The sequence below is a fragment of the Erwinia magellanica genome (genome assembly GCF_039023495.1).
Lineage (GTDB): Bacteria > Pseudomonadota > Gammaproteobacteria > Enterobacterales > Enterobacteriaceae > Erwinia.
Window position 1 is genome coordinate 149,381 of sequence record NZ_JBCHVC010000004.1, and the last position, 24,054, is coordinate 173,434.

Consider the following 24,054-nt stretch of genomic DNA (forward strand, 5'->3'; position numbering starts at 1 on the left):
ATCGGTTCAGCGTTTTCCCCGCCACCGGCGGGGAAAAGGGCATTACTTGTTATAGAACGCCGGGCGAGGCGGCAGCTCAACGGCTTCAATGGCCCCGCTCTCCTGCGCTTTCAGACAGGCATCAGCCGCGACGGAGGCCGCATAGCCATCCCAGGCAGAAGGCCCCTGTAGCTTGCCAGCCGTTGCATCGTTGATAAAGGCTTGTAGTTCAACGTCATAAGCGTCAATAAAACGATCTTTCCAGTCGGTGAGAATAGCGGTCGAGAGTTTTGCCTCTTTACGCATCTGCACCGCAGCAGGCTCTGGCAGTCTGGCGATCCCCGTTTCCCCTACCACCTCGCACTGAATGTCGTAGCCATAGGCACAGTTCACAAAGATTTCGACATCGATACGGGTGCCTTTCTGTGTTTCAAACAGCACTATCTGCGGGTCACGCAGCTTTGCATGGCTGTTTTTGGTAGAGCGCGGGAACACTACCTGCACAGATTTATAGTCGTCCTCCGTCAGCCAGCGCAGCACATCCAGCTCATGGATCAGCGTATTGGTGATGGCCATATCCGTGGTATAGCTTTCAGGAACGGTAGGGTTGCGGTGCGCGCAGTGCAGCATCAGAGGTTCACCGATATCGCCGTTGGTAATAACCTGCTTTAACGCACGGTAGCCAGCATCATAAGGACGCATAAACCCGACTTGCACCAGGCGCTTACCGTATGCAATTTCTGCATCGACAATACGGCGGCACCCTTCCGCGCTCAGCGCCAGCGGCTTTTCGCAAAATACCGGTTTACCGGCAGCTACGGCAGCAAGGGTAAACTCTTCGTGCGTGGGGTCCCACGAAGTCACAATCAGCGCATCCACATCGGGAGAGGCAATCACATCATGACCGTTGGCATAGACTTCCGCCTCCAACCCTAAGCGGCTGACGATACCTTTCGCGCCATCAATATTGATGTCGGAGACGGCGACCACTTTTGCCCCCTGCAACACTTTGCTGCAACGGCGAATGTGTTCCTGACCAATTGCACCTGTACCGATAACACCGAGTCTGAGAGTCATAGCATATCCTTCATCATGTAGGGTTCAGCGCGGTATCCGGCCCCGCCACTATGCTGGGGCGATGACCGGTTCCGATCTGTGATTTAAAGTAAAAAGAGGATCAGTATTCGCGTGCCTGTCCGATATGCTCGTTAAGCATGCGGGCAACGGCATCAACACGTTCTGATTCAGAAACCTGTGCGCCGCCCACACGCCACCAGCTGAAGTATTTGTGCACCATGGTTTTCGGCAGCACTTTAATATCAATCAGTGTGGAAACGGTCTGCCTGCGGGCATCTTCCAGCGCCGCTTTCAGCTGCTCCAGCGTGGTCACGCGATAGGTTTTACAGCCGTAACCGGCCGCGATAGCGGCAAAGTCGACAGGGATAAAGCCGCCATTCAGCTTGCCGCTTTCGCTATCACGGAAGCGGAACTCGGTGGTGAAGCTCTCCATCCCGTGTTCTATCTGAAGGTTGTTGATACAGCCGTTGGTCATGTTATCGAACAGCACCACGTTGATTTTGGCCCGCTCCTGAATAGAGGTGACCAGTTCGGAGTGCAGCATCATAAAGGAGCCATCGCCCACCAGCGTATAGACCTCGCGGTGCGGCTCCGCCAGCTTCACGCCCAGTGAGGCGCTAACCTCGTAGCCCATGCAGGAGTAGCCATACTCCACGTGGTAGCTGTTGTAATCTCTGGTGCGCCAGACGCGCTGGAGATCGCCGGGCAAACTACCCGCAGCAGCGACGATCACCGAATCCTTTGGGAGATGCTCATTCAGCGTCCCCAGCACGCTGCTCTGCGTCAGGAAGGAGTCGGTAAGACGGTTAAATTCGGCATAGACGGCTTCACGATCGAGGCTGTCGTCAATTTCCGGGATAAAGCCTTCGTTGCTGTAGACCGCCTGATAGACGCGCTGCGTCTCTTTCAGCAGCTTGCTTTGCGCCTGGGGGATCTGCTCGCCCCAGCCGCTGCTGAACCCTTGCTGAGCCAGACGTTCATCCAGCGCCGTCAGGGCTTCCCGCGCATCCGCTACGACCTGCACCGCATCAAGCTTGTAAGCGTCAAAATTGCTGACGTTGATATTGATATAGCTGACATCCGGATTCTGGAAGATCCATTTCGAGGCGGTGGTGAAATCGGTGTAGCGAGTGCCTACGCCAATCACCAGATCTGCCTCTTTCGCCAGTAAATTGGCTGCCAGGCAACCGGTTTCACCCACACCACCCACATTTAGCGGATGATCGGAGATGAGGGTGCCTTTTCCTGCCTGGGTTTCCGCAAAGGGGATCTGATGGCGTTCCGCAAACTGGCGCAGCGCTTCACCAGCTTCGGAGTACTTCACGCCGCCGCCGCAAACGATCATCGGCTTACGTTTACCCGCCATAAGTTTCAGGGCGGCGGCAAGCTGGGCTTCTGTCGGCAGGCGACGGTCAAGCAAATGGACGCGTTTCTGGAAAAAATAGTCCGGATAATCGTAGGCTTCGCCCTGGACATCCTGCGGCAGTGAGATCGTTACCGCGCCGGTCTCTGCCGGATCGGTCAAAACACGCATCGCGTTGATACAGGCCGTCATCAACTGTTCCGGACGGTTTATCCTGTCCCAGTATTTGCTTACTGCGCGGAAGGCATCGTTGGTGCTGATGCTGAGATCGTGGCTCTGCTCAATCTGCTGCAAAACCGGGTCTGGCTGGCGGGTGGCAAACACATCGCCCGGCAGCAGTAATAAAGGAATGCGGTTAGCCGAGGCGGTGCCCGCTGCGGTGATCATATTGGCGGCACCCGGCCCGACAGAGGAGGTACAGGCGATAATTTCACGGCGCAATTTCTGCTTAGCGTAGCCAATGGCCGCATGGGCCATGCCCTGCTCGTTACGTCCCTGATGCACCACCAGATCGCCGCTATCCTGCTCCAGCGCCTGGCCTAACCCCAGCACGTTGCCATGACCAAAGATGGCGAAAATACCTTTGACGAATTTGGTTTCAACGCCATCGACCGACAGATACTGGTTATCCAGAAATCTGACCAGAGCCTGTGCTGTGGTTAATCTGATCTTACCCATTTGCTCTTCCTTAACGGTTCGGCGGAAAGTCAGCAACCTTCCGGGGTTCGCAATCCTGGCCGCCAGGAGATGAAAAGAAGCGACGGCTGTAAGTGAAACGTGAGGCGATTATAAACAAATATTTTTTTCACTAAACACAATTACAGAAGAAACATTTCATTTTGCGAGTGAGATCAAATTATGCCGTTAAACGGCGTTGAGCAGGGTGATAGCACGCGGCGTTTTGGAACAAGAAAAGAGAGAGGCTGCCGGAAGAGAAAATTACGTTTCACTTCAAAGAGTTTGCGATTCTCTCTTTCAGGGTTTGCGAGGCGCCTCACACTGCCCGATCTCCCTGAAGGCAGGGGAGAATTTGATCCTGTTCGATCCGTTGCAGCAGAGTTTTATCCACCTCACACTTTTGGGGTATTAGTTTCATTTTGTGTTGAAGTTGAAATATTTATTCCCCATACTGATTCGCATATCAAATCCGGGCGTCACGCTCAGGCGACTCCGCTGGCGAAGCGCGGCACATCACAGAAGGAAAAAACAGGTATGAGTACACAACAGAAGCGGCTTGATGTGATTTGTATCGGGCGCATTGCCGTTGACCTTTATGGCCAGCAAATTGGCGCCCGCCTTGAAGATACCAGCACGTTCGCTAAGTATCTTGGCGGATCGTCCGGCAATGTGGCTTACGGCACGGCGATTCAGGGCCTGAAGTCGGGGATGCTGGCGCGCGTGGGTGATGAGCATATGGGGCGTTTTCTGCGCGAAGAGTTGCAGCGTGCAGGTGCCGACACCGAATGCCTGATTACCGATAAAACACGTCTGACTGGTCTGGTGATCCTGGGGATCAAAGATCAGGATACCTTCCCGCTGGTGTTCTACCGCGATAATTGTGCGGATATGGGACTGACTCCGGAAGATATTAAAGAAGAGTACATTACCTCTTCCCGATCCGTTGCCGTCACCGGCACGCACCTTTCCCATCCTGATACCCGCGCGGCGGTGTTGAAAGCGCTTGATATTGCGCGTAACAACGGCTTACGCACGGCACTGGATATCGATTATCGTCCGGTGTTGTGGGGCCTGACTTCGCTGGGAGACGGGGAAACGCGTTTCGTGGAGTCACAGCATGTTACTCAGCAGTTGCAGGAAGTACTGCACTATTTCGATCTGGTGGTAGGAACAGAAGAAGAGTTTCATATCGCTGGGGGCAGCACGGATACGCTGACGGCCCTGAAAAATGTCCGGCAGGCGACCAAAGCAACCCTGGTATGCAAACGTGGCCCGATGGGCTGTGTGGTGCTGGAAGGCGAGATCCCGACGAGCTGGGAACAGACTCAATTGCAGAGCGGCGTGCGCGTTGAGGTGCTGAACGTGCTGGGTGCAGGCGATGCCTTTATGTCCGGCCTGCTGCGCGGCTGGCTGAATGATGAAGGTTGGGAACAGGCGTGCCGCTATGCCAACGCCTGTGGTGCGCTGGTGGTTTCACGCCACGGCTGCGCCCCGGCAATGCCCACCAAAGCGGAACTGGACGATTTCCTGAGCCGCGCTGACGAAGTGAAACGTCCCGATCTGGACAAACGCCTCAAACATCTGCATCGCGTTACCACGCGCAAGCAGCAGTGGCCGGAGCTGTGCGTCTTTGCCTTTGACCACCGTAAGCAGCTGCTGGATATGGCCAATGAAGCGGGTGTCGACCCTTCCCGTCTGCCTGAACTCAAGCTGCTGCTGCTGCGGGCAGCGGAAGAGGCGGCAGGAGAAGCGGGCCTGGAGAACCGTAGCGGCATTCTGGCCGACACCACTTACGGTCAGCCAGCGCTGAACGCCATTACCGGCAAAGGGTGGTGGATTGGTCGGCCTATTGAGCTGCCCAGCTCGCGTCCTCTGCGCCTTGAGCATGGCAACATCGGTTCTCAGTTGGTCGACTGGCCGCAGGAGCACGTGGTGAAATGCCTGGTGTTCTATCATCCCCATGACAGCGCCGAACTGCGCAAAGAGCAGGATGAGCTGGTGCTGGATGTCTGGAACGGCTGTAACAAAACGGGCCACGAACTGCTGCTGGAAGTGATCCTGCCGGAGAGCAACCCGGACAAGCAGGAGTCCTACTACCTTGATATTCTGACGCACTTCTATTCACTGGGCATTCAGCCCGACTGGTGGAAGCTGCCGCCGCTTAAGCTTGAGAGCTGGGAAGCGATAAGCGGAGTGATCGAGCAGCATGACCCTTACTGTCGTGGCATCCTGATCCTGGGTCTGGACGCGCCGGAAGAGAAGTTGAAAGCGGGTTTTGCCGATGCCGCCAAAGCGCCGTGGGTAAAAGGGTTTGCCGTGGGCCGTACCATCTTTGGGCAGCCTTCGCGCCAGTGGTTGCAGGGTGAACTGGATGATGAGACGCTCATCGCTCAGGTGAAAAGCAATTATCATCAGCTGATCAACTACTGGCGTGAAGTTCGTCCGGCGAAGTAACCCTCTGTTAAAGGGCGGTGATCGGGGAGGATCCTGCGGGTGGCTAATTTTCTGCCCCTTGCGGATCCGGCTCGGCTCCCGCTCCTTTTCTTCTTCAGCGCCCTCTCTTTTGCTTCTGAAATGCTTCCGGGCATAGCTGAAGATCCCACTTATTTCAGAGCACGAAGTTAAACACCTGCCTGGCGACCTCTTTTGCCCTCTGAAGTGTGATTAGTTTCATAACCCCGATGAAATAGATCCCCTGTTTTCCGTTAGCAAGTGAAATTTTTTGTTCATCTGATAGAATATCGACCAGAAGAAGATGACTTATTTTATTTGGTGAGCCGAAGTAATGACCAATAATCCGACACAGCTTTCCCTGTTACAGGACGACATCCGTCGTCGCTACGATACTCTGAGTAAGCGCCTGAAACAGGTTGCTCGCTATATTCTCGACAACAGCAACAGCATCGCTTTTGATACCGTGGCCTCGATTGCCCAGCAGGCTGATGTGCCGCCCTCCACCCTGATTCGCTTCTCTAACGCCTTTGGTTTCAGCGGCTTTAACGAGATGAAACAGGTTTTCCGTCAGCATCTGATGGAAGAGACGGTGAACTACACCGAACGCGCGCGTCTGTTCCGCCAGACCTCAACCGACGAGTCGGCGACGCCACCAGAAAATCCCGCTGAAATTCTTAACGTGTTCACGATGGTAAACTCGCAGGCGCTACAGCAACTGGCGATGCAGACCAACCCTGAGCAGCTGAATAAAGCCGTGGAACTGCTTAATCAGGCGGAAAATATCTACGTCATTGGCCTGCGCCGCTCTTTCAGCGTCGCTTCCTACCTGACCTATGCGCTGCGTCATCTGGAGCGCCGCGCCTTTCTGATTGATGGCCTTGGCGGCATGTTTACCGAGCAGTTAAGCATGGTAAACCCGAAAGATGTCGTGATTGCTATCAGCTACTCCCCCTATGCGCGGGAAGCGGTTGAGCTGGTTGAGCTGGGCGCCAAACGTGGCGCGCACCTGATTGCTATAACCGACAGCCAGGTCAGCCCGCTGGCCGCCTTCAGCGATGTCTGCTTTGTGGTGCGTGAAGCGCAGGTGGATGGTTTCCGTTCGCAGGTCGCTTCCCTGTGCCTGGCCCAGACGCTGGCCGTTTCACTGGCGCTGAATAACGTCACTAAAGCATAAAAAAACGGGTGGAAAATTCCACCCGTTTTTCACTGACTCGTTTCATTTATCCGGGGTCACTTTTCTCGCGGATATGCCTCGCTGTTCACCCAGGCGTGATCCTGTTCCCAGCTAAACTTCCATAATCTTACCGGCCCTGCCATCACGTTCAGATAATAATTATCGTAGCCGGCAATAGTCGCGACCGGATGGTAGCCACGCGGGACGGTGACCACATCATGGTTGTAGACAGCCATGCACTCATCCAGCGAACGGTCGTCCGTATAGACGCGCTGCATGGCAAAACCCTGCGGCGGATTGAAGCGGTGGTAATAGGTCTCTTCCAGATAGGTTTCCGACTCTGAGTCTTCCCGATCGTGCTTATGGCTGGGATAGGAGCTGGTATCCCCTTCATTGGTATAGACTTCCACCACCAGCAGGCTGTCCGCTGGCTTATCGTCAGGCAAAATATTGTGTACCAGCCGCTTGTTGCGACCTTTGCCACGCTGCTCCACGCCCACGTCGGCAGGCGTAATCAGCCTGGCGGGCAGCGTCCCTTTACCTGGCGCGTTACACACCGCCAGCTCCAGATCCGTGTCCGCGTAAATTTCGACTTTATCGTGATTGGGTACATAGACGGAATAAGGGGGCGTGCGCTCGAAGGGCGACATGCGCTTGCCGATGCCGGGAAACTCCGCGTGCAGCGTTTTTACCGAAGCCAGCCCCGCAACCAGCACCAGGCACAGCTCTTTATCACCACTCTCCAGCTGTAGTTTTTGCCCTTTTTGCAGCTGGTAAGCATCAAAGCCCACATAGCGCCAGCCTGCGCTCTCCGGAGTAACATGCTGGATGCGCCCTTGCGCATCCGGTTGTTTTACTTTGTTAAGCAATGACATTCTGCTTTTCCCCTGCTCGTGAATTAACCCAGCGTTGGCATGCTGAACTCAGAAACGGTTTTCTGACCGCCCGGCCAGCGTACGGTGGCCGTTTTCATACGGGTATAGAAACGCACGCCGTCTGGCCCGTGCACGTTCAGTGCGCCAAAGACGGAACGCTTCCAGCCGCCAAAGCTGTGGAAAGCCATTGGCACCGGCACCGGAACGTTTACGCCAACCATTCCTGCCTGCACTTCACGCACAAAATCACGCCCGGTGTGACCATTGCTGGTGAAAATGGCGCTGCCGTTGCCAAATTCATGGCTGTTAACCAGCTTCAGAGCAGTGGCATAGTCTGGCGCACGCATGATGCTGAGCACCGGTCCGAAGATCTCTTCACGCCAGATAACCATATCGGCAGTGACGTTATCAAACAGCGTGCCGCCAACGTAGTAGCCTTCGCTGTAGCCTTCAACCTGGCAGTTACGACCATCCACCACCAGCTTCGCGCCTTCCTGCTCGCCCTGGTCGATGTAACCCAGCACTTTTTTCTGGTGCGCGGCAGAGACAACCGGCCCCATTTCGTTCTCTTCGCTGCCTTTTTTGATGCCAGGCCCTACGCGCAGCGCTTTGACCAGCGGCGTCAGGGCAGCAATTAATTTATCTGCGGTATCATCGCCCACTGCGACCACCACCGGCAGCGCCATGCAGCGCTCGCCTGCGGAGCCAAACGCGCCGCCCATAATGGCGTTCACGGTGCTTTCCAGCTCGGCATCCGGCATCACGATGGCATGATTTTTTGCCGCGCCGAAGGCCTGAACACGCTTACCGTGGGCGCTGGCGGTTTTATAGATGTGCTCCGCCACGCCGGAAGAGCCAACAAAGCTTACGGCCTGCACGCGCGGATCGGTATAGAGCTGCTCTGCATCTTCGTTAGAACAGTGAATAACGTTGAATACGCCGTCCGGCAGCCCCGCTTCGGTCAGCAGCTCAGCCATACGAACCGAGGCTGAAGGGTCCAGGGCTGGCGGCTTCAGCACGAAGGTGTTGCCGCAGGCGAGCGCAATCGGGAACATCCATAATGGCACCATAGCGGGGAAGTTAAACGGGGTAATCCCGGCCACCACGCCCAGCGGCTGCATCAGCGAATAGCTGTCCACGCCGGTTGCCACGTCAGCAGAGTTTTCACCTTTGATCAGATGTGGAATACCGCAGGCATATTCAATCACTTCTATGCCACGGGTGAGTTCACCCAGCGCATCAGACCAGACTTTACCGTGTTCGCTGACAATCAGCGCAGCCAGCTCTTCACGGTGCTCTTCCATCAGGGCTTTAAAATTGAACATAACGCGCGCGCGGCGTAGTGGCGAAGTGCGTGACCATCCCTCAAAAGCGTTATGCGCCACTTCAATCGCTTTTGTCACTTCCTCTGCGCTGCTTTGCGTCAGATCGCGCACCGGTTTGCCTGTCGCCGGATCGTAAACCGGAATCGTTTCATTGCTGGCGCTCAGAGATGTTTTTCCGCCAATAAAGTTTCCTACGATAGTCATGTTCTGGCCTCTTTGATGTGAGTATGTCTACAGGCCGCAGCCTGACCGGACAAATCCTGAATGCGTGCAACGACACTATTATATTGGAACAAATTTTTCAAATAATTCACTTTAGAAAATTCGTTTTTAGCGGAGCAGATCGCATTTTTATTTATCGGGCTGCCCTGACTTGGGGTGCTTAACAGGGGCAGAAGCAAAAAGGGCTTAGCGCAAGGTGGCTGCGGCTCCCCACCGCCCAAAAGCCATGAACTCCTTGCCGGTATGAGGTTGCGATACGGCTCACAAATCAACCACCTGACGCGATTCTGAACGGCAATAAAACGAAATTTTGCGAGAGGGATCGAAAAATTTAAATTTCATAATTCACCAATCATGAAATAAATGTTCTTTTATACGCCATAACCTGAGAAGCCGCCTGATGGCGAGCCACACGGCTTAACAATTCTTCCCTTCTCTAATTTGCAGGAGCAGTAAAATGGCTATTGATCCCACCCGTTTCTGTATTAACCGAAAAATTGCCCCCAACCTCAGTATTGAAGCGTTCTTTCAGCTGGTGCATAAGCTCGGCCTGAATAAGGTTGAACTGCGCAACGATATGCGTGGAGGCAGCGTGACGGATGACCTCACTCATGCAGAAGTGAAAGCCCTGGCGCAACGCTACGGGCTGGAAATTGTCACTATCAATGCCGTTTACCCCTTTAACCAGGTCAATGAAGCACTGCTGGCGAAGACGGAAGGGTTGCTGAAAGATGCGCAGGGAGTGGGCGCTAAAGCGCTGGTGCTCTGCCCGCTGAACGACGGTACGCCAGTTTCTGAAGAGGAGACGCTTGCTGCCCTGAAAACGCTGGCTCCGCTGTTTGCCCACTATGGGATTGAAGGATTGGTAGAGCCGCTGGGCTTCAGGGTCAGCTCGCTGCGCTCTGCGGTTAAAGCGCAGAAACTGATCCGCGACGCCAACGTTCCTTTCCGCCTGTTACTCGATACTTTCCATCATCATCTGTATGAAAATGCTGAGGCGGAATTTGAAACGGAGATCGATATCAAGGCGATCGGGCTTATCCATCTTTCCGGAGTGGAAGACAGCCGTCCAACCAGCGAACTCACCGATGAAGAACGTATCATGCTTACAAAAGGTGACCTGCTGAATACCGCTACCCAGGTGCAGCGTCTGGAGCGGATGGGTTACCGGGGTGTTTATGCCTTTGAACCCTTCTCATCAGTGATGGAGAGCTGGCAGGCGGAAGATATAGAGCGGGAGATCCGCCGCAGTATCGCTTTCCTACAGGATTAACCCAGGGGCAGTGTCGCCCCTGGCTTACAGGTGTCACTTTGGCGGCCCTGGCCGCCTGTTCAGGAGCGTTCCCCCAGTGCCTCTTGTTGCCGTCGCAGCGTCCGTTTCAGGCGGGCCGTCAGCACTATCGCCACGCAGACCAGCAGCGCGCTAAGCAGATAGATCACCGGTACCCCGAGATAGCTCATGGCAAACCCGGCCAGAGGCCCGGTTATCCCTAAAGAGAGATCCATAAAGGTGGTATAGGCCGCCAGCGCGCTGCCCTGATTCTGCGGCGGTACGGCTTTAACCGCCACCACGCCAATGGCCGGAAACACCAGCGAGAAGCCTGCCCCGGTCAGGAATGCACCCAGTTTCGCCATCCAGGGATCGACCGATCCCCAGACCAGAAACAGGCCCACCGCCTCCACCGCAAAGCACACCAGCGCCACGCTAAGCCCGCCGTGTCGGTTAATCGCATTGGGAAAGAGCAGACGGGTTCCGACGAAAGCGCCGCTGAAAAGCGTTAACGCCCAGGCGGCACCTTCCCACCCTTTGGCCTGATAAAATAGCGTGATAAAGGTGGCAATCACCCCAAACCCTGCCGACCCCATCGCCAGCAGAACGCCGTAACCCCATACCTTGCCCAGCACAGCGCGGAATGGCAGCTGTTTACCTTTGCTGCTTTTCACCGTGGGGCGGGGAAGCGCAAAGAGAAAGGCAATCAGGGCAATCGCTGTGATGATACCGGAGAGCAGCAGCAGCCCGCCCCATTGATAAATCCCTACGCCCAGCGGAGCGCCGATGGCCATGGCGCCATAGGTAAAGATGCCGTTCCAGGAGATCACCCGGCCAATATGCAGCGACCCCACCACGCCAACACCCCAGAGGGTAGAGCCAGTCCCGGTAAAACTCTGCCCGATCCCCAGGATCACCCGTCCCAGGCATAGCATCACCAGGCTCAGCACCGGCAGGCTGGATCCAAACGCTGCCAGCGCATAACACAGCCCACTCAGGAAGCAGCCGCACAGCCCAAAGACCACCACTTTTTTTGGCCCCCACAGATCGGCAAACCGGCCGGCGTGAGGACGACTCAGCAGCGTGGCGAAATATTGCAGGCTGACCACCAGCCCTGCCCAGAAAGCGCTGTAGCCCATCACATCATGAACATAGCCGGGTAAAACGGCCAGCGGCAGGCCGATGGTCAGGTAACTGGCAAAATTGAATATCACCACGGAAATGATACGCAAATTAAGGCGTAAACCGCTTTGAGCAGGTTCTGCCGCAGGTTGCTCGGACATGGGAATCGTGAACCGGTTAACAAAAAGAGAGAATTAACTATACCCTGCTTTTCCCTCTTTCTCTTAATCCGGTTGGCCTCTTCGGGATAATTGCTGCCCTGAATCCGTCACATAGCGCGCTTACAGCACCCTGTTAATGAAATCCCGGTGAGGATAAAGGGCGTAGCAGGCTTATTGCCATGACAATCCAGGGATGCTGCCAGCCATCAGGTTGATACTGCGGCAGGTAAAAGCTTCCGACCTTTCTTAAAATCAGGGATTTACTGCTTAAAGGCGCTAAACTTACGCATCTGAAGCTGAAATGGAATGGGAATGAGCGAACTGCAACAGGAAAAAATTGGGCAGAACATGCTGTTAAAGATGGCGATGCTGGTGGTGATCCTTGCGGGCATCAAGGCCGCCTCGGACATTATGGTGCCCTTTTTACTGGCCATGTTTCTGGCCATTGTACTGAATCCGTTGGTCACTATTTTGATGCGCCGGGGCGTCAGACGCGGGCTGGCGATAGGCCTGGTGATGACTGGCGTGCTTATCTGTTTCGCTCTGCTGGTGGCGATGGTGGCCGGAGCAGCGAACGAATTCAGCGATATTTATCCGCAGCTCCGCAGCCAGCTGGAGCATAAGCTCGGCCTGGTTCAGCATTTTGCCGCCACGTTTAATATCAATCTCTCCACTGACCGGATGGCGGAACGGCTTGATCCTAACGCCATGATGAACATGGCGACCACCGTGCTGAGTCAGTTCTCAGGAGCGATGACCAATATCGTGCTGCTGCTGATGACCGTGGTCTTTATGCTGTTTGAAGTGCACCATCTGCCTTACAAACTTCGCTTTGCGCTGGTAAACCCCAAAATTCGCATCGCCGGACTGCATAAGGCGCTGAAAGGTGTTACCCACTATCTGGCGCTTAAAACGCTGATTAGCCTGATAACCGGTGCCTCGGTCTGGCTGGCGTTGCTGCTGCTGGATGTTAAGTTTGCCCTGTTGTGGGGCGTGGTTGCCTTTATTCTTAACTACATTCCGAATATCGGCCCGATCATCGCCGGCATTCCTCCGCTGATTCAGGCGCTGCTGCTGAACAGCGTTTATGATGCTGCGCTGGTCGGCGCCCTGTTTATCGCCATTCATATGGTGTTTGGCAATATGCTTGAACCCAGAGTGATGGGAAAAGGGCTGGGCCTCTCCAGTCTGGTGGTGTTCCTGTCGCTGATTTTCTGGGGCTGGCTGCTGGGGCCGGTGGGGATGCTGCTTTCGGTGCCGCTGACCAGTATCTGTAAAATCCTGATGGAGACCACGCCGGGGGGCAGCAAGCTGGCGATCCTGCTGGGCAACGGCAGGCCTAAAGTGAAGCGCTTTAGTGTGCAGAAAACAACCATCGATCAAAACCCTGAAAACAAGTTAAAGATTGGCAAAAGGTAAACCGCCCGCGGCCACAAGCGGGTGGCCAGCAGCCGTAAGCGCTCTTTCACTAACAGACGGAACAGGACCCTCTTCACGCTTTGGCTTGCTGAGTATCGCCTTCGGCAGTGGCTCAGGCGATACTGAGCAGCCCGATTGCATTCCTGCTCAGGTTAAGGAGTATTCATATGGAACACACATGGCGCTGGTACGGCCCGAACGATCCGGTCTCGCTGGATGATGCCCGTCAGGCGGGCGCCACGGGCATTGTTACTGCCCTGCATCATATCCCCAACGGCGAGATCTGGCCGGTGGATGAGATCAAAGCGCGCCAGGCGTTGCTCGCTGAAAAAGGGCTGGTCTGGTCGGTGGTCGAGAGTATTCCTGTGCATGAGTCGATTAAAACGCAGCGTGGAGATTATCAACACTTTATCGCTAACTATCAGCAGTCGATTCGCAATCTGGGTCTCTGCGGTATTGATACCGTTTGCTATAACTTCATGCCGGTACTGGACTGGACGCGTACCGATCTGGCCTGGGCCTTGCCGGATGGCGCTAAAGCGCTACGTTTTGACCATATCGCCTTTGCCGCTTTCGAATTGCATATTTTGCAGCGGCCGGGCGCTACTCAGGATTACGACCAGCAGGAACAAAAAGAGGCGGCTGACTATTTCGCCGCAATGACGCCAGAGGCAATTGCAACGCTGACGCGTAACATCATTGCAGGTCTGCCAGGGGCTGAAGAGGGCTACACCCTGGAGCAGTTCCAGGCGCAGCTTTCCCAGTATGACGGCATTGATAAAGCGGGTTTACGCAGGCATATGGCCGATTTTCTGGCGGCCATTGTTCCCGTAGCGGAAACTGCCGGGATTATGCTGGCGGTTCATCCTGACGATCCACCGCGTCCCATACTCGGTCTGCCGCGCATTGTTTCTACTCAGGAAGATATGCAGTGGCTGAAAGAGAGCGTGGACAGCGTACATAACGGCTTTACCTTCTGCACCGGCTCTTACGGCGTGCGTCCTGACAACAACCTGGTGGAGATGGCAGAGGCGTTCTCGGATCGCATTCATTTCGCCCATCTGCGCTCAACAAAACGGGAAGCTAACCCGAAAAGCTTCCACGAAGCTGCGCATCTGGCAGGCGATGTGGATATGGTCGGCGTGGTGAAGGTGATCCTTGCCGAAGAGCAGCGTCGTCGTCAGCAGGGCAATCTGCGCGGTATTCCAATGCGTCCCGATCATGGCCATCAGATGCTGGATGATCTGCACAAGAAAACGAACCCCGGCTATTCCGCAATTGGCCGCCTGAAGGGGCTGGCCGAGGTCAGAGGGGTGGAAGTAGCCTTAAAACAGATCTATTTTCAAGAGTAAAGTCTCGATTGCGGCGGCAGGCAAATAGCTGCCGCCAACTCTCTTACCCTTAATCCACGATAAACAGCTGCGCACCGGCATCACTCCAGGAGCGGTGCGCTTCTGCGCCATCAGCCACCTGATAGCTCATGCCCGGCGTCAGGGTAAACACCCTTCCGTCATCTAATTGGGTATGCAACTCACCGGAAAGGCAAAGCAGAATATGCCCTTTAGAACACCAGTGATCCGCCAGGTAACCAGGGCTGTATTCCACCATTCTGACACGAACTTCGCCGAACTGCTGCGTACGCCAGAACGCTTTACCTGTTTCGCCAGGATGCTCTGTGGCGGCCAGGGCTGCCCATGCGGTGGTACCAAACGGAATGTCGCTCATTTTCATGGTGCAGTCGTCTCCGGTTCAGATATGGGGTTAAGCAGCATACCAACGAGCTGAAAATAATGTCTGCTTAACGCTTGAGGATTCAAAAATGGGCGTAACGGGTGTAGATCAGCAGCGGCGTGTGGATATTCTGAATCTGCCCGCCGGTTCGCAAGCGGCCCAGGGCTTCCACGCCTAGCTCTATTTCACGCTGGATATCATGGCCCAGCACGATATCCATTTCTCCTGTTTCCAGCAGGGTTCGCGTGTAGTCGCTCAGCTCGTGACCAATAAACAGCACATCGTTCGCCAGCCCTTTTTCCGTCAGCGCTTTAGCCACGCCGCGGTTCCCTCCAGCCATGTTGTAGATGCCAGCCATGGGCGGATTCTCTTCAAGGAACTTTTTGACGCTTTGGTATGAGCTTTCTGATTCATCGTTGGTGTTTACTCTCTCCACGACGGTCAGATGGGGAAATTCGGCCCGTAAAGCCCGCCGGAAGCCCACTTCGCGCTCCTCCTGAGTCCGGTAAGTGGAGCTGAAGATCAGCAAAATATTTCCGGGCCGTTTTGGCAACATGCGGCCCATCAGCCAGCCAGCCGTGGCTCCCGTGCTGATCTGTTCCAGTCCGACATAGGCGGTACGCCGGGAATTGGGCAAATCGCTGGTCAGACAGATCGTCGGTACGCCGTTATCGATAGCCTCACGCACCGCCCGATTGATCTTTACATCATCCCGGCACACCAGCAGCAACGCGTCAGATTCGGCAGCACGCCGGGCAATCAGCTGGCTGAAGCGGTCGGTATTGACCTGAACGTTAGGCACGCTGTCAAAACTGAAGGCAATTTCAGGATGCGCCGCGATGTAACGCCGCGCTTCTTTTTCCACCAGGCTGATAAAGCTGGTGCCGGACTCGCAGATAAAAGCGATGCGGCGGCGCAACGCTGGCGTCCCGCCCTCATCCCACTGGCCGCCCAGCCGTTGGATCGCCAGCATCACCTTTTTACGCGTGACCTCACGTACGCCGGGACGGGCGTTCAAGACTCTGTCGACAGTAGCCATGCTCAATCCCGCTTCTTCCGCGATGGTGGCGATAGTGGGTCCTTTCCAGCCGCTTTTCTCTGCCATGCCTGCTCTTAAAAAAGGTAATGAGGTGTTTTTCATCATAGCGAAAAGTGGTGATTAAGCCAGCAGCCCCTAAGCCTTTGATTCCCTCCGGTTAAGTGAGTTTTGACGGGTTTAACCTCAATTAAATCTGTGATTTACCGCATTTTTTGATGATGCCGTTTGCCCTTTGTTTTGACTTTATTCCGGCCAAAAACGATCACTCTCTACAGACATTTCGTCTGTTAACCAAGGAAACTGATCATGTATAACGTCGCCCTGTTTGGTGCTGGTCGTATCGGCCAAATTCACGCTGCCAATATTGCTGCCCATCCTGACTGTCGCTTGCAGTATGTGGTAGACCTCTATCAACCTGCCGCCCAGGCGCTGGCTGATAAATTTAATGCCCAGGTGGTGACGGTAGATCAGGCTCTGAATGACAGCAGCATCCAGCTTGTTGCTATCTGTAGCGCGACCAATACCCACGCGGATCTGATTGAGGCAGCAGCGCGTGCCGGTAAAGCCATTTTCTGTGAGAAGCCGGTCGACCTGAGTCTGGAACGGGTGGAGCGCTGTCTGGCAACAGTGAAGGAAACAGGCGTGACGTTAATGGTGGGGTTCAACCGCCGTTTTGATCCCAGCATGGCGCAGCTACAGCAAAGTCTGGCTGCCGGGGAAATTGGTCAAACCGAGATTGTCACCATCAGTTCCCGTGACCCTGGCGCACCGCCTGCGGAATACCTGAAAACCTCAGGTGGACTCTTCCGCGATATGACTATTCATGACTTTGATATGGCGCGCTGGCTGCTACAGGAAGAGCCAGTTACCGTCTATGCCAGCGCCTCGTCGCTGGTTGATCCCGCCATTAAAGCATTAGGCGATATCGATACGGCCATTGTCACCCTGACCTGCGCCAGCGGTAAAATGGCGGTGATCACCAACAGTCGCCGCGCGACTTATGGTTACGATCAGCGTATTGAAGTGCATGGCAGTGAAGGGATGCTGGCGGTAACCAATCTGCCTGAAAGTAGCCTGGTGAAATCCTCAGTGAGCGGCGTGGTGGCGCAGAAGCCGATGTATTTCTTCCTGCAACGCTATGCAGAGGCCTACCGGCTTGAGTTCGCCAGCCTGATAGCGCATCTGAAAAGCGGCACCGCAGTGACGCCAGGCGGCGAGGATGGACTACAGGCGTTACGGCTGGCCGATGCTGCGCTGGCTTCGATGACCAGTGGGCAGGTAGTTCAGCTGAAAGCTTAACAAGATGAGGCTGAGGCTTTACCCCGCCATCTGCCGTCATAAAAAGTCATGCCTCAGGGTGAAAGATGAGGCGGCCCTCAGCCAGAGGAGAAGCGCAGTCAATCCAACATTAGTGTGCAGAAACTTGACCAAAATCCCCGCACTGAGCTTATGATGCTGGCAGACTGTGCGGCCATCTATATCCGGGGCGGTCAGGCGCGCAGGAGAGTGAGAGAGGCTTGCCACTTTTGTTGGATGACAGGGGAACAATGTGGATTCAATTTTTAAAAGAACCCCGCAGCGAAAGGGGTTGCTGTTAACCATTGCCGGGCTGGCACCCTTACTGCTCTGCCTGGTTTTTACCTTTATAGATGCCCGGCAAATTGTTAAGCGTCAGCAAGCCGTTACGGCTGCAATGCTGCTGAGCCAGGCAGAAGCGATCAGCGATCAGGCCTGGAATATGGTTGGCTATCTGCGCAAACTCTCCGGCAAAAGATGCAGCGATATTAACGAGCAGATTCAGCAATACGCCTCGCAGTTTCCCTACTTCCGCTCTATTGGTCTGATGCAGGATGGGGTGGTGACCTGCTCCTCTATCTATGGTGGGTTGAGGGGCGATCTTTCAACCATGCTGCTGCGCCCTGCGCCGGAACCGCGTAAAGCCCGGTGGATGCTTTCTCTCTCCGGCACATTTTCCGTAAAGGATCGTCCGGCCGTTATCTATATGCGCGATCTGCCCAATAAGTTCAGTAGCTATGCCATGGTGGATGGACAGTATCTGCTGGATTTTATGCATGCGGTGGGGAAAAGCCATGGGTATAACATTTCGTTGCAGTTTGGTGGCGGCTACGCCATAGACAGCGGCTTCACCCCGACCAACAGCCCTTCACTACTCCGCCCGCATACGCTGACTGTCAGCTCCGGGCGTTATCCGGTGGTGGCAACCATCATCTCGCCGCCAGCCGATCTCGCTCTCACCTGGCGGGAAGGATTGATGACCTATTTCCCTATGGCGATCATCTTTTCCCTGCTCTTAATGATGGTCACCAATAACTGGCTGAAGCGTAAACTCTCGATACGCGACCAACTGCGTCAGGCGCTGTTACGACAGGAGTTTTCGGTTCATTATCAGCCGGTTTATAACATTAAAACCAGGGCTTTTAGCGGCGTCGAGGCGCTGATGCGCTGGCAGCTGCCAGACGGTAACTGGGCGCGGCCCGACCTCTTTATCAGCGCAGCAGAAGAGGAAAAGATGATTGTGCCGCTTACGCAGCATCTTCTACAGATAATTGCGAAAGAGGCCCGCAGCTGGCAGGTACCACCAGGCTTTCATATTGCCATCAATATTACTGGCGAGCATATTCAGCACCCCGATTTCGTGGCGGATATCAGAAATTTTGCCGCTCAGGTTGCCTTTCATCAACCCACAATTACCCTTGAGCTGACCGAGCGCAGCCTGATCTCAGACGGGGATGAGGTGATCCAGAAGCTGAAGACGCTGCGCACGGAAGGGGTGCGGATAGCCATTGATGACTTCGGTACCGGACACTGTTCGCTCTCCTACTTACAGACCTTCCCGCTCGACTACCTGAAAATCGATCGAGGCTTTATCAACGCCATCGAATCGGCCGAGGAGGAAGCGCCGGTGCTGGACGCCATTATAATGCTCAGCCATAAGCTAAAGCTCAGCGTAGTGGCAGAAGGGGTAGAAACAGCGAAACAGCTGGAGTATTTGCAAGCGCGCGGTGTGATATTTATTCAGGGCTATCTTTATGCGCGGCCGATGAACAGTGAAGCATTAATGGCGTGGTCACGGCAGGAAGGTCAGCGTCCGCTGACTTCACCACTCCAGCAGAAAGGCGAAGCCTGAAACAGAGTCAGGTACAGTGTTTTTATTCCGGCACATAAGACCACCTTCAGCGTTTCATCTGCTGCGGGCCATTTTGCTGCGGTGGCCGGAATAACTGGGATTCTGCGTCGGGCTTCCACCCGCTGATTAATCCTCGCCAGGGCAGCTAAAATAGGGTCAGCCAGTTACTGATATTGCTGCAAAATAGTCTGTTGCTGCGGATCGTCCGTTACTTTTTCCAGCATTTCGCTTACTCACTGAAAACGTTCATTCAGGCTCCGCATCTGTTTAGTGAGCAGGCGACAATTGTTTAATTTTTCTGCCTGATGAAAATTCCTTTTACGCTGTGCACCCCCTTTTTCCGGTGCAATATCGTCACTGGCTTCCTGTTTTAACTATGCATTTTGCGGATAAATGCCCTGATAGCTGACAGGGAAAACCCGGTACTGTTGCCAGACTTGCAAATTAACTTCAATGCTATCAATAGCCTTAAGGAAATGAGTTTTCAAATTTCAGTTTTTTTTATTATACATTTCTGGCTCCCCGATAAAGCGCCACGGAGTATTACATGGAGGTTGTTTATGCGCAGAAAATAACTCCACTCCTTATATTCATTAATTTAACTTAATCCACAATATAAAAAATTCGCACTGCTCTTTTATAAACGCGCCAGGTTCATGCTGCCAGAATGACTCTGTTTTCATTGTCTGTTTACTCTGGAGGTTTACCTACTCTGCTGCGGGGCATTAAGGCAAAACGCGGCTGCATAAAAGGCTCAGAGAAGATCCGCATTCAGGCTAATTGCAGGCAGAAATTATGTTCATGCCGGAAGAAACGATATACTGATAGCAGACAGATATTTGTTGTGGGAGGCAAATACCCCCCACAAATCGCTGCCTGTAGGGCATATAGCCCTACACTATTTGTACCATTTTGCCATGAACTTCCGGCATCGCTCTGGCAAAACGGACAAAATTTAATTGGGAAACAGACAATTACAGGGTGTTTTATATGAAGCTACGTAGGAAGCGTGTTAAGCCAATAGGCTTAAAAGACGTAACGATCATTGATGATGCCAGGTTACGCAAAGCCATTACCGCAGCGTCGTTGGGCAACGCCATGGAGTGGTTTGACTTTGGGGTTTATGGCTTTGTGGCCTATGCATTGGGTCAGGTGTTCTTTCCGGGAGCCGATCCCGGCCTACAGATGATTGCCGCACTGGCAACCTTCTCTGTTCCTTTCCTTATTCGTCCGCTGGGCGGCCTGTTCTTCGGGGCGCTGGGTGACAAGTATGGTCGTCAGAAAATCCTCTCCATCACTATTGTGATTATGTCCGTCAGTACTTTCTGTATTGGCCTGATACCCTCTTATGCCTCCATTGGTATCTGGGCGCCTGTCCTGCTGCTGCTGTGTAAAATGGCGCAGGGTTTCTCGGTGGGTGGCGAATATACCGGGGCTTCTATCTTTGTGGCGGAATATTCCCCGGACCGCAAACGCGGCTTTATGGGCAGCTGGCTGGATTTCGGCTCCATCGTCGGCTTTGTGACCGGTGCAGGTCTGGTGGTGCTGATTTCCGCAGTGATTGGGGAGGCCAGATTCCTTGAATGGGGCTGGCGTGTTCCCTTCTTTGTCGCGCTGCCGCTCGGTCTGGTTGGTATTTATCTGCGTAACGCGCTGGAAGAGACGCCTGCGTTCCAGCAGCATGTGGATAAACTTGAAAAAGGCGATCGCGAAGGTCTGGCCGAGGGGCCAAAAGTCTCTTTCAAAGAGATCGCGACCAAACACTGGAAAAGTTTACTGGCGTGTATCGGTCTGGTGCTCTCGACCAACGTGACCTACTACATGCTGTTGACGTACATGCCAAGCTATCTGTCGCACAATCTTCACTATTCTGAAGATCACGGCGTGTTAATCATTATCGCGATTATGATTGGTATGCTGTTCGTCCAGCCAGTGATGGGCTTGATGAGTGACAAGTTTGGCCGTCGTCCGTTTGTGATTATCGGAAGCGTGGCGCTGCTGATCCTGGCAATTCCCTGCTTCATGCTGATCAACAGTAACGTGATGGGGCTGATTTTTGCCGGGCTGCTGATCCTGGCTGTGGTTCTGAACTGCTTTACCGGCGTAATGGCCTCCTCGCTGCCCGCGATGTTTCCCACGCATATCCGTTACAGCGCACTGGCAAGCGCCTTCAATATTTCGATTTTAGTCGCAGGGTTAACGCCAACGCTGGCGGCCTGGCTGGTTGAATATACCGCTAACCTCTACATGCCTGCTTACTACCTGATGGTGGTTGCGGTTGTGGGTCTGGTCACCGGTATCATGATGAAGGAAACCGCGAATATGCCTCTGCGTGGCGCGACTCCTGCCGCTTCAGATATTCATGAAGCCAAAGAGATCCTGCAAGAGCATCACGATAATATCGAAAGCAAAATTGACGATATCAGTGAGCAGATAGCAGAGCTGGAAGAGAAGCGTAAACATCTGATCAATCAGCATCCCAATATTAACGAATAGTTGCCGTAATTAACGTCAAAGGCCCGCCTGGATGCGGGCCTTTTTTTATTTCAGACCCCAACGGCATCCGTTCAGGAGCACAGAGACAATCGCTTCTGGCCCTGTAGCGAGGCTTTAAACCAGCCCTCTCATCCGGACGGGGACGCCCGGCAAGTTCGACGCACCCTGGCAGCTTGTCTATCCTTTCCTTTTGGAATTTTTTCTGACCCAAGGAGAGAACATGCAATTTCTGTCACGCTTCGGTTTTTTCAACCTGATAATGACCCCCTCGTTCTGGATAGGAACCGCCACTGTGGTTGTGGTGACGCTGGTCATGTACTGGGTGATCAATCGGCTGCTCTCTTTCATTCAGAAAGCGATCAACAACTGGGGAGAGAAACACGCCGCGGCCCATAAAGGCCGCATCATCCTTACGGATATGCTGAAAAGAACCAGCAAATCGCTGATTTTTATCTCCGCTTTTTTATTCAGCCTGCGCTTCGTTAACCTGCCGGATAACCTCTATAACACCATCAGCCACGCCTGGTTCCTGGTACTGGCGGTGCAGATGGCGCTCTGGCTGGATCAGGGAGTAGTCTCCTGGCTCCGTCTGCTGATGACTCAGCCCGGCATGATAAAAAATCCGGTTACGCTGGTGATCACAGGCCTGCTTCTGCGTACCGTGGTCTGGGCCGTGATGCTGCTGTCAATCCTGGCTAACGCTGGGGTCGATATCACTGCGCTGGTAGCCAGCCTGGGCGTCGGCGGTATCGCGATTGCACTTGCTGTGCAGACCATTCTTAGCGACGTGTTTGCCTCGCTCTCAATTGGCTTTGATAAGCCGTTCGAGATCGGTGACTTTGTGGTCTTTAATGATGTGGCCGGTACTATTGAGCATATCGGGCTGAAAACCACCCGCATCCGGAGTCTGAGCGGTGAACAGATTGTCTGTGGTAATGCCATCCTGCTTCAGCAGACGCTGCACAATTACAAGCGCATGCAGACCCGACGCATCGTGTTTACCTTTGGCGTGGCGCTGAATACGCCGCCGGAAAAACTGCGCAAGATCGGTAAAATTGTCGGTGAGATTATTACAGAAGCGGGCGAAACAAAGTTCGACCGCGCTCATCTGCTGGGCTTTGGCACCGACAGACTGAACTATGAAGTGGTACATATCGTCAACACGGCAGACTACAACAAATATATGGATATTCAGCAGGAGATTAATATTCAGATTATTGAGCGTCTCCAGCAGATAGGTGTTGAGATGGCGCTGCCAAATCTGGTGGTTAAAAACCCCTACCTTGCGGAAACGGAGGAAGCCGCACCTGAAGCTGAAGGCATGCCGGCCACTCAGTAACAGAGCACGGCGTCTTGCAGCTATTTGCCTGCAAGACGCTTTTATCAGCCGCTGCGCACCGAGCCGCGCCACACCACATTTGCCTCATAGATCAGGCTGTGGTTAAGCTGTCCGGTGCGCGGTCGCAGTTCATCAGAGTGGTTATCCTGTTCAATCAGCCAGCGAACAGCCTCGCGGGCAAACTGTTCGATAGGCTGGGTAAAGGTCGTCAGGTTATAAGATGACCAGCCACTTTGCGGAATATTGTCATAGCCTACCACGCAAAGATCTTCCGGAATGCGCAGGCCAAAACGATGCCGCGCTTCATCCATCACCCCACAGGCTACCAGGTCGGTGACACAGTAGATTGCATCGGGACGCTGCTGCCGCGTCAGCAGGCGATGCGCAAGGATCTGACCGCTCTCATAGGAAGTACTGCCAAAGCGTTCAACCGTGACCGCTATCCCGGCGCGGGCGGCGGCGGCCAGAAAATCGGCCTCTCGTTTTATCAGGCTGGGCGTCCCTGCCAGCGAATTCGCGAAAGCAAGGTGGCGGCATCCCGCGCGCTGGAAAGCCATTAACGCAGTTTCGGCAGCCTGCGTAGAGTCAAGGTTGATGCTTAGTGACCCAGGCAGCGTCTCGTCGCGGTTGATCAGTACCAGATGTTGTCCATGCTGGTAACAGAGACGGGTGATGGTACGATCGGGCATGCCGGAGAGAATAATCGACGCATCGGCACGAAAATTAATCGCCTGTTGCAGGGCTGCCGAAACGCGGCTGTCGGAGCGATCGGTATTGATAATCATCGCCACTTTCCCCGCCTCCTGCAAAAGCTGAGTCAGCCAGCTGACAAGAGTAGCGCGATAGGGCGTGGCCACTTCTGAAACAATCAAACAGACGATGCCGCTGCGGTTTCTTACCAGGCTGCGGGCCAGATGATTCACATGATAGCCCAGCTCTTCTGCCGCTTTCAGTACGCGGGCGCGCATGGGTTCAGAGACGCTGGCACCCGGCGTAAATACGCGGGATACCGCAGACCGTGATACGCCAGCCCGCAGAGCAACATCCTGTGCACTGACCACTGTTTTCTCCTGCATCAGGCTTATTCCCACCAATTTGTCATCAACGGCCCCAGTGTGCCCTGAATTGCACAGCTGTGCAAAATAAAATCATCCCGTAATGTTGCATTTTTGTGACGACAAC

General features: G+C 54.2%; 17 protein-coding genes. 9 read left to right on the forward strand and 8 right to left on the reverse strand.

The window, feature by feature from the left end:
* Nucleotides 1-42 precede the first annotated feature (42 nt).
* On the reverse strand, nt 43-1,056 hold the full coding sequence (gene iolG, locus AAH450_RS15195) for a bifunctional inositol 2-dehydrogenase/D-chiro-inositol 1-dehydrogenase (protein ID WP_342910944.1): 1,014 nt from the start codon (nt 1,054-1,056) through the stop codon (nt 43-45).
* A 100-nt stretch (nt 1,057-1,156) separates the two neighbouring features.
* On the reverse strand, nt 1,157-3,097 hold the full coding sequence (gene iolD, locus AAH450_RS15200) for a 3D-(3,5/4)-trihydroxycyclohexane-1,2-dione acylhydrolase (decyclizing) (RefSeq protein ID WP_342910945.1): 1,941 nt from the start codon (nt 3,095-3,097) through the stop codon (nt 1,157-1,159).
* 534 nt (nt 3,098-3,631) lie between these two features.
* On the opposite strand from iolD, the gene AAH450_RS15205 reads away from it, so the two are divergent.
* Together AAH450_RS15205 and AAH450_RS15210 are read left to right on the forward strand one after the other, a co-directional pair.
* A complete protein-coding gene (locus AAH450_RS15205; protein WP_342910946.1) occupies nt 3,632-5,551 on the forward strand; it encodes a bifunctional 5-dehydro-2-deoxygluconokinase/5-dehydro-2-deoxyphosphogluconate aldolase in 1,920 nt (639 codons plus the stop codon).
* A gap of 331 nt (nt 5,552-5,882) precedes the next feature.
* The gene (locus tag AAH450_RS15210; protein ID WP_342910947.1) at nt 5,883-6,725 is read left to right on the forward strand and encodes a MurR/RpiR family transcriptional regulator; all 843 of its coding nucleotides are present in this window, start codon (nt 5,883-5,885) and stop codon (nt 6,723-6,725) included.
* A gap of 56 nt (nt 6,726-6,781) precedes the next feature.
* Here AAH450_RS15210 and iolB read toward each other — a convergent pair whose 3' ends face one another.
* Together iolB and AAH450_RS15220 are read right to left on the reverse strand one after the other, a co-directional pair.
* On the reverse strand, nt 6,782-7,600 hold the full coding sequence (gene iolB, locus AAH450_RS15215; protein WP_342910948.1) for a 5-deoxy-glucuronate isomerase: 819 nt from the start codon (nt 7,598-7,600) through the stop codon (nt 6,782-6,784).
* Nucleotides 7,601-7,623: 23 nt separating this feature from the next.
* The gene (locus AAH450_RS15220) at nt 7,624-9,129 is read right to left on the reverse strand and encodes a CoA-acylating methylmalonate-semialdehyde dehydrogenase (protein ID WP_342910949.1); all 1,506 of its coding nucleotides are present in this window, start codon (nt 9,127-9,129) and stop codon (nt 7,624-7,626) included.
* A gap of 475 nt (nt 9,130-9,604) precedes the next feature.
* Here AAH450_RS15220 and AAH450_RS15225 point away from each other — a divergent pair, with 475 nt between their 5' ends.
* Nucleotides 9,605-10,420 carry a TIM barrel protein gene (locus AAH450_RS15225; RefSeq protein ID WP_342910950.1) on the forward strand — a complete coding sequence of 272 codons (816 nt, stop codon included), beginning with the start codon at nt 9,605-9,607 and terminating at the stop codon, nt 10,418-10,420.
* A gap of 59 nt (nt 10,421-10,479) precedes the next feature.
* On the opposite strand, the gene AAH450_RS15230 is transcribed toward AAH450_RS15225, so the two are convergent.
* On the reverse strand, nt 10,480-11,700 hold the full coding sequence (locus tag AAH450_RS15230; RefSeq protein ID WP_342910951.1) for an MFS transporter: 1,221 nt from the start codon (nt 11,698-11,700) through the stop codon (nt 10,480-10,482).
* 312 nt (nt 11,701-12,012) lie between these two features.
* Between AAH450_RS15230 and AAH450_RS15235 the strand changes: the two genes are divergently transcribed.
* On the forward strand, nt 12,013-13,119 hold the full coding sequence (locus tag AAH450_RS15235; RefSeq protein ID WP_342910952.1) for an AI-2E family transporter: 1,107 nt from the start codon (nt 12,013-12,015) through the stop codon (nt 13,117-13,119).
* A 167-nt stretch (nt 13,120-13,286) separates the two neighbouring features.
* Nucleotides 13,287-14,471: a mannonate dehydratase gene (gene uxuA, locus AAH450_RS15240; protein WP_342910953.1), complete on the forward strand. Its 1,185-nt coding sequence runs from the start codon at nt 13,287-13,289 to the stop codon at nt 14,469-14,471.
* Nucleotides 14,472-14,520: 49 nt separating this feature from the next.
* On the opposite strand, the gene AAH450_RS15245 is transcribed toward uxuA, so the two are convergent.
* Both AAH450_RS15245 and AAH450_RS15250 read right to left on the reverse strand, forming a co-directional pair.
* Nucleotides 14,521-14,850 carry a DHCW motif cupin fold protein gene (locus AAH450_RS15245; protein ID WP_342910954.1) on the reverse strand — a complete coding sequence of 110 codons (330 nt, stop codon included), beginning with the start codon at nt 14,848-14,850 and terminating at the stop codon, nt 14,521-14,523.
* A gap of 82 nt (nt 14,851-14,932) precedes the next feature.
* Entirely contained in the window at nt 14,933-15,955 is a 1,023-nt protein-coding gene (locus AAH450_RS15250; RefSeq protein ID WP_342910955.1) for a LacI family DNA-binding transcriptional regulator, read from the reverse strand.
* Between the two features lie 240 nt (nt 15,956-16,195).
* Here AAH450_RS15250 and iolG (AAH450_RS15255) point away from each other — a divergent pair, with 240 nt between their 5' ends.
* From iolG (AAH450_RS15255) to AAH450_RS15270, 4 genes are all read left to right on the forward strand, one after another.
* Complete coding sequence (gene iolG / locus AAH450_RS15255) at nt 16,196-17,188, forward strand: inositol 2-dehydrogenase (RefSeq protein WP_342910956.1); 993 nt, start codon at nt 16,196-16,198, stop codon at nt 17,186-17,188.
* 250 nt (nt 17,189-17,438) lie between these two features.
* Nucleotides 17,439-19,037 (forward strand): EAL domain-containing protein, encoded by a 1,599-nt coding sequence (locus AAH450_RS15260; protein WP_342910957.1) that lies wholly within the window; start codon nt 17,439-17,441, stop codon nt 19,035-19,037.
* A gap of 990 nt (nt 19,038-20,027) precedes the next feature.
* A complete protein-coding gene (proP, locus tag AAH450_RS15265) occupies nt 20,028-21,533 on the forward strand; it encodes a glycine betaine/L-proline transporter ProP (protein ID WP_342910958.1) in 1,506 nt (501 codons plus the stop codon).
* A 220-nt stretch (nt 21,534-21,753) separates the two neighbouring features.
* Nucleotides 21,754-22,872, forward strand: a complete 1,119-nt coding sequence (locus tag AAH450_RS15270) for a mechanosensitive ion channel family protein (protein WP_342910959.1) — start codon at nt 21,754-21,756, stop codon at nt 22,870-22,872.
* A 44-nt stretch (nt 22,873-22,916) separates the two neighbouring features.
* On the opposite strand, the gene AAH450_RS15275 is transcribed toward AAH450_RS15270, so the two are convergent.
* Complete coding sequence (locus tag AAH450_RS15275; protein WP_463322734.1) at nt 22,917-23,948, reverse strand: LacI family DNA-binding transcriptional regulator; 1,032 nt, start codon at nt 23,946-23,948, stop codon at nt 22,917-22,919.
* Between the last annotated feature and the right edge of the window lie 106 nt (nt 23,949-24,054).

Excerpts from the sequence above, each read along its gene's own strand:
- proP (WP_342910958.1), top strand. The coding sequence starts at position 20,028 with ATGAAGCTACGTAGGAAGCGTGTTAAGCCAATAGGCTTAAAAGACGTA.
- AAH450_RS15210 (WP_342910947.1), top strand. The coding sequence starts at position 5,883 with ATGACCAATAATCCGACACAGCTTTCCCTGTTACAGGACGACATCCGT.
- AAH450_RS15205 (WP_342910946.1), top strand. The coding sequence starts at position 3,632 with ATGAGTACACAACAGAAGCGGCTTGATGTGATTTGTATCGGGCGCATT.
- AAH450_RS15235 (WP_342910952.1), top strand. The coding sequence starts at position 12,013 with ATGAGCGAACTGCAACAGGAAAAAATTGGGCAGAACATGCTGTTAAAG.
- AAH450_RS15225 (WP_342910950.1), top strand. The coding sequence starts at position 9,605 with ATGGCTATTGATCCCACCCGTTTCTGTATTAACCGAAAAATTGCCCCC.
- AAH450_RS15275 (WP_463322734.1), bottom strand. The coding sequence starts at position 23,948 with ATGCAGGAGAAAACAGTGGTCAGTGCACAGGATGTTGCTCTGCGGGCT.
- iolG (WP_342910944.1), bottom strand. The coding sequence starts at position 1,056 with ATGACTCTCAGACTCGGTGTTATCGGTACAGGTGCAATTGGTCAGGAA.
- AAH450_RS15245 (WP_342910954.1), bottom strand. The coding sequence starts at position 14,850 with ATGAAAATGAGCGACATTCCGTTTGGTACCACCGCATGGGCAGCCCTG.
- uxuA (WP_342910953.1), top strand. The coding sequence starts at position 13,287 with ATGGAACACACATGGCGCTGGTACGGCCCGAACGATCCGGTCTCGCTG.
- iolD (WP_342910945.1), bottom strand. The coding sequence starts at position 3,097 with ATGGGTAAGATCAGATTAACCACAGCACAGGCTCTGGTCAGATTTCTG.
- AAH450_RS15250 (WP_342910955.1), bottom strand. The coding sequence starts at position 15,955 with ATGGCAGAGAAAAGCGGCTGGAAAGGACCCACTATCGCCACCATCGCG.
- iolG (WP_342910956.1), top strand. The coding sequence starts at position 16,196 with ATGTATAACGTCGCCCTGTTTGGTGCTGGTCGTATCGGCCAAATTCAC.
- AAH450_RS15220 (WP_342910949.1), bottom strand. The coding sequence starts at position 9,129 with ATGACTATCGTAGGAAACTTTATTGGCGGAAAAACATCTCTGAGCGCC.
- AAH450_RS15270 (WP_342910959.1), top strand. The coding sequence starts at position 21,754 with ATGCAATTTCTGTCACGCTTCGGTTTTTTCAACCTGATAATGACCCCC.
- AAH450_RS15230 (WP_342910951.1), bottom strand. The coding sequence starts at position 11,700 with ATGTCCGAGCAACCTGCGGCAGAACCTGCTCAAAGCGGTTTACGCCTT.
- iolB (WP_342910948.1), bottom strand. The coding sequence starts at position 7,600 with ATGTCATTGCTTAACAAAGTAAAACAACCGGATGCGCAAGGGCGCATC.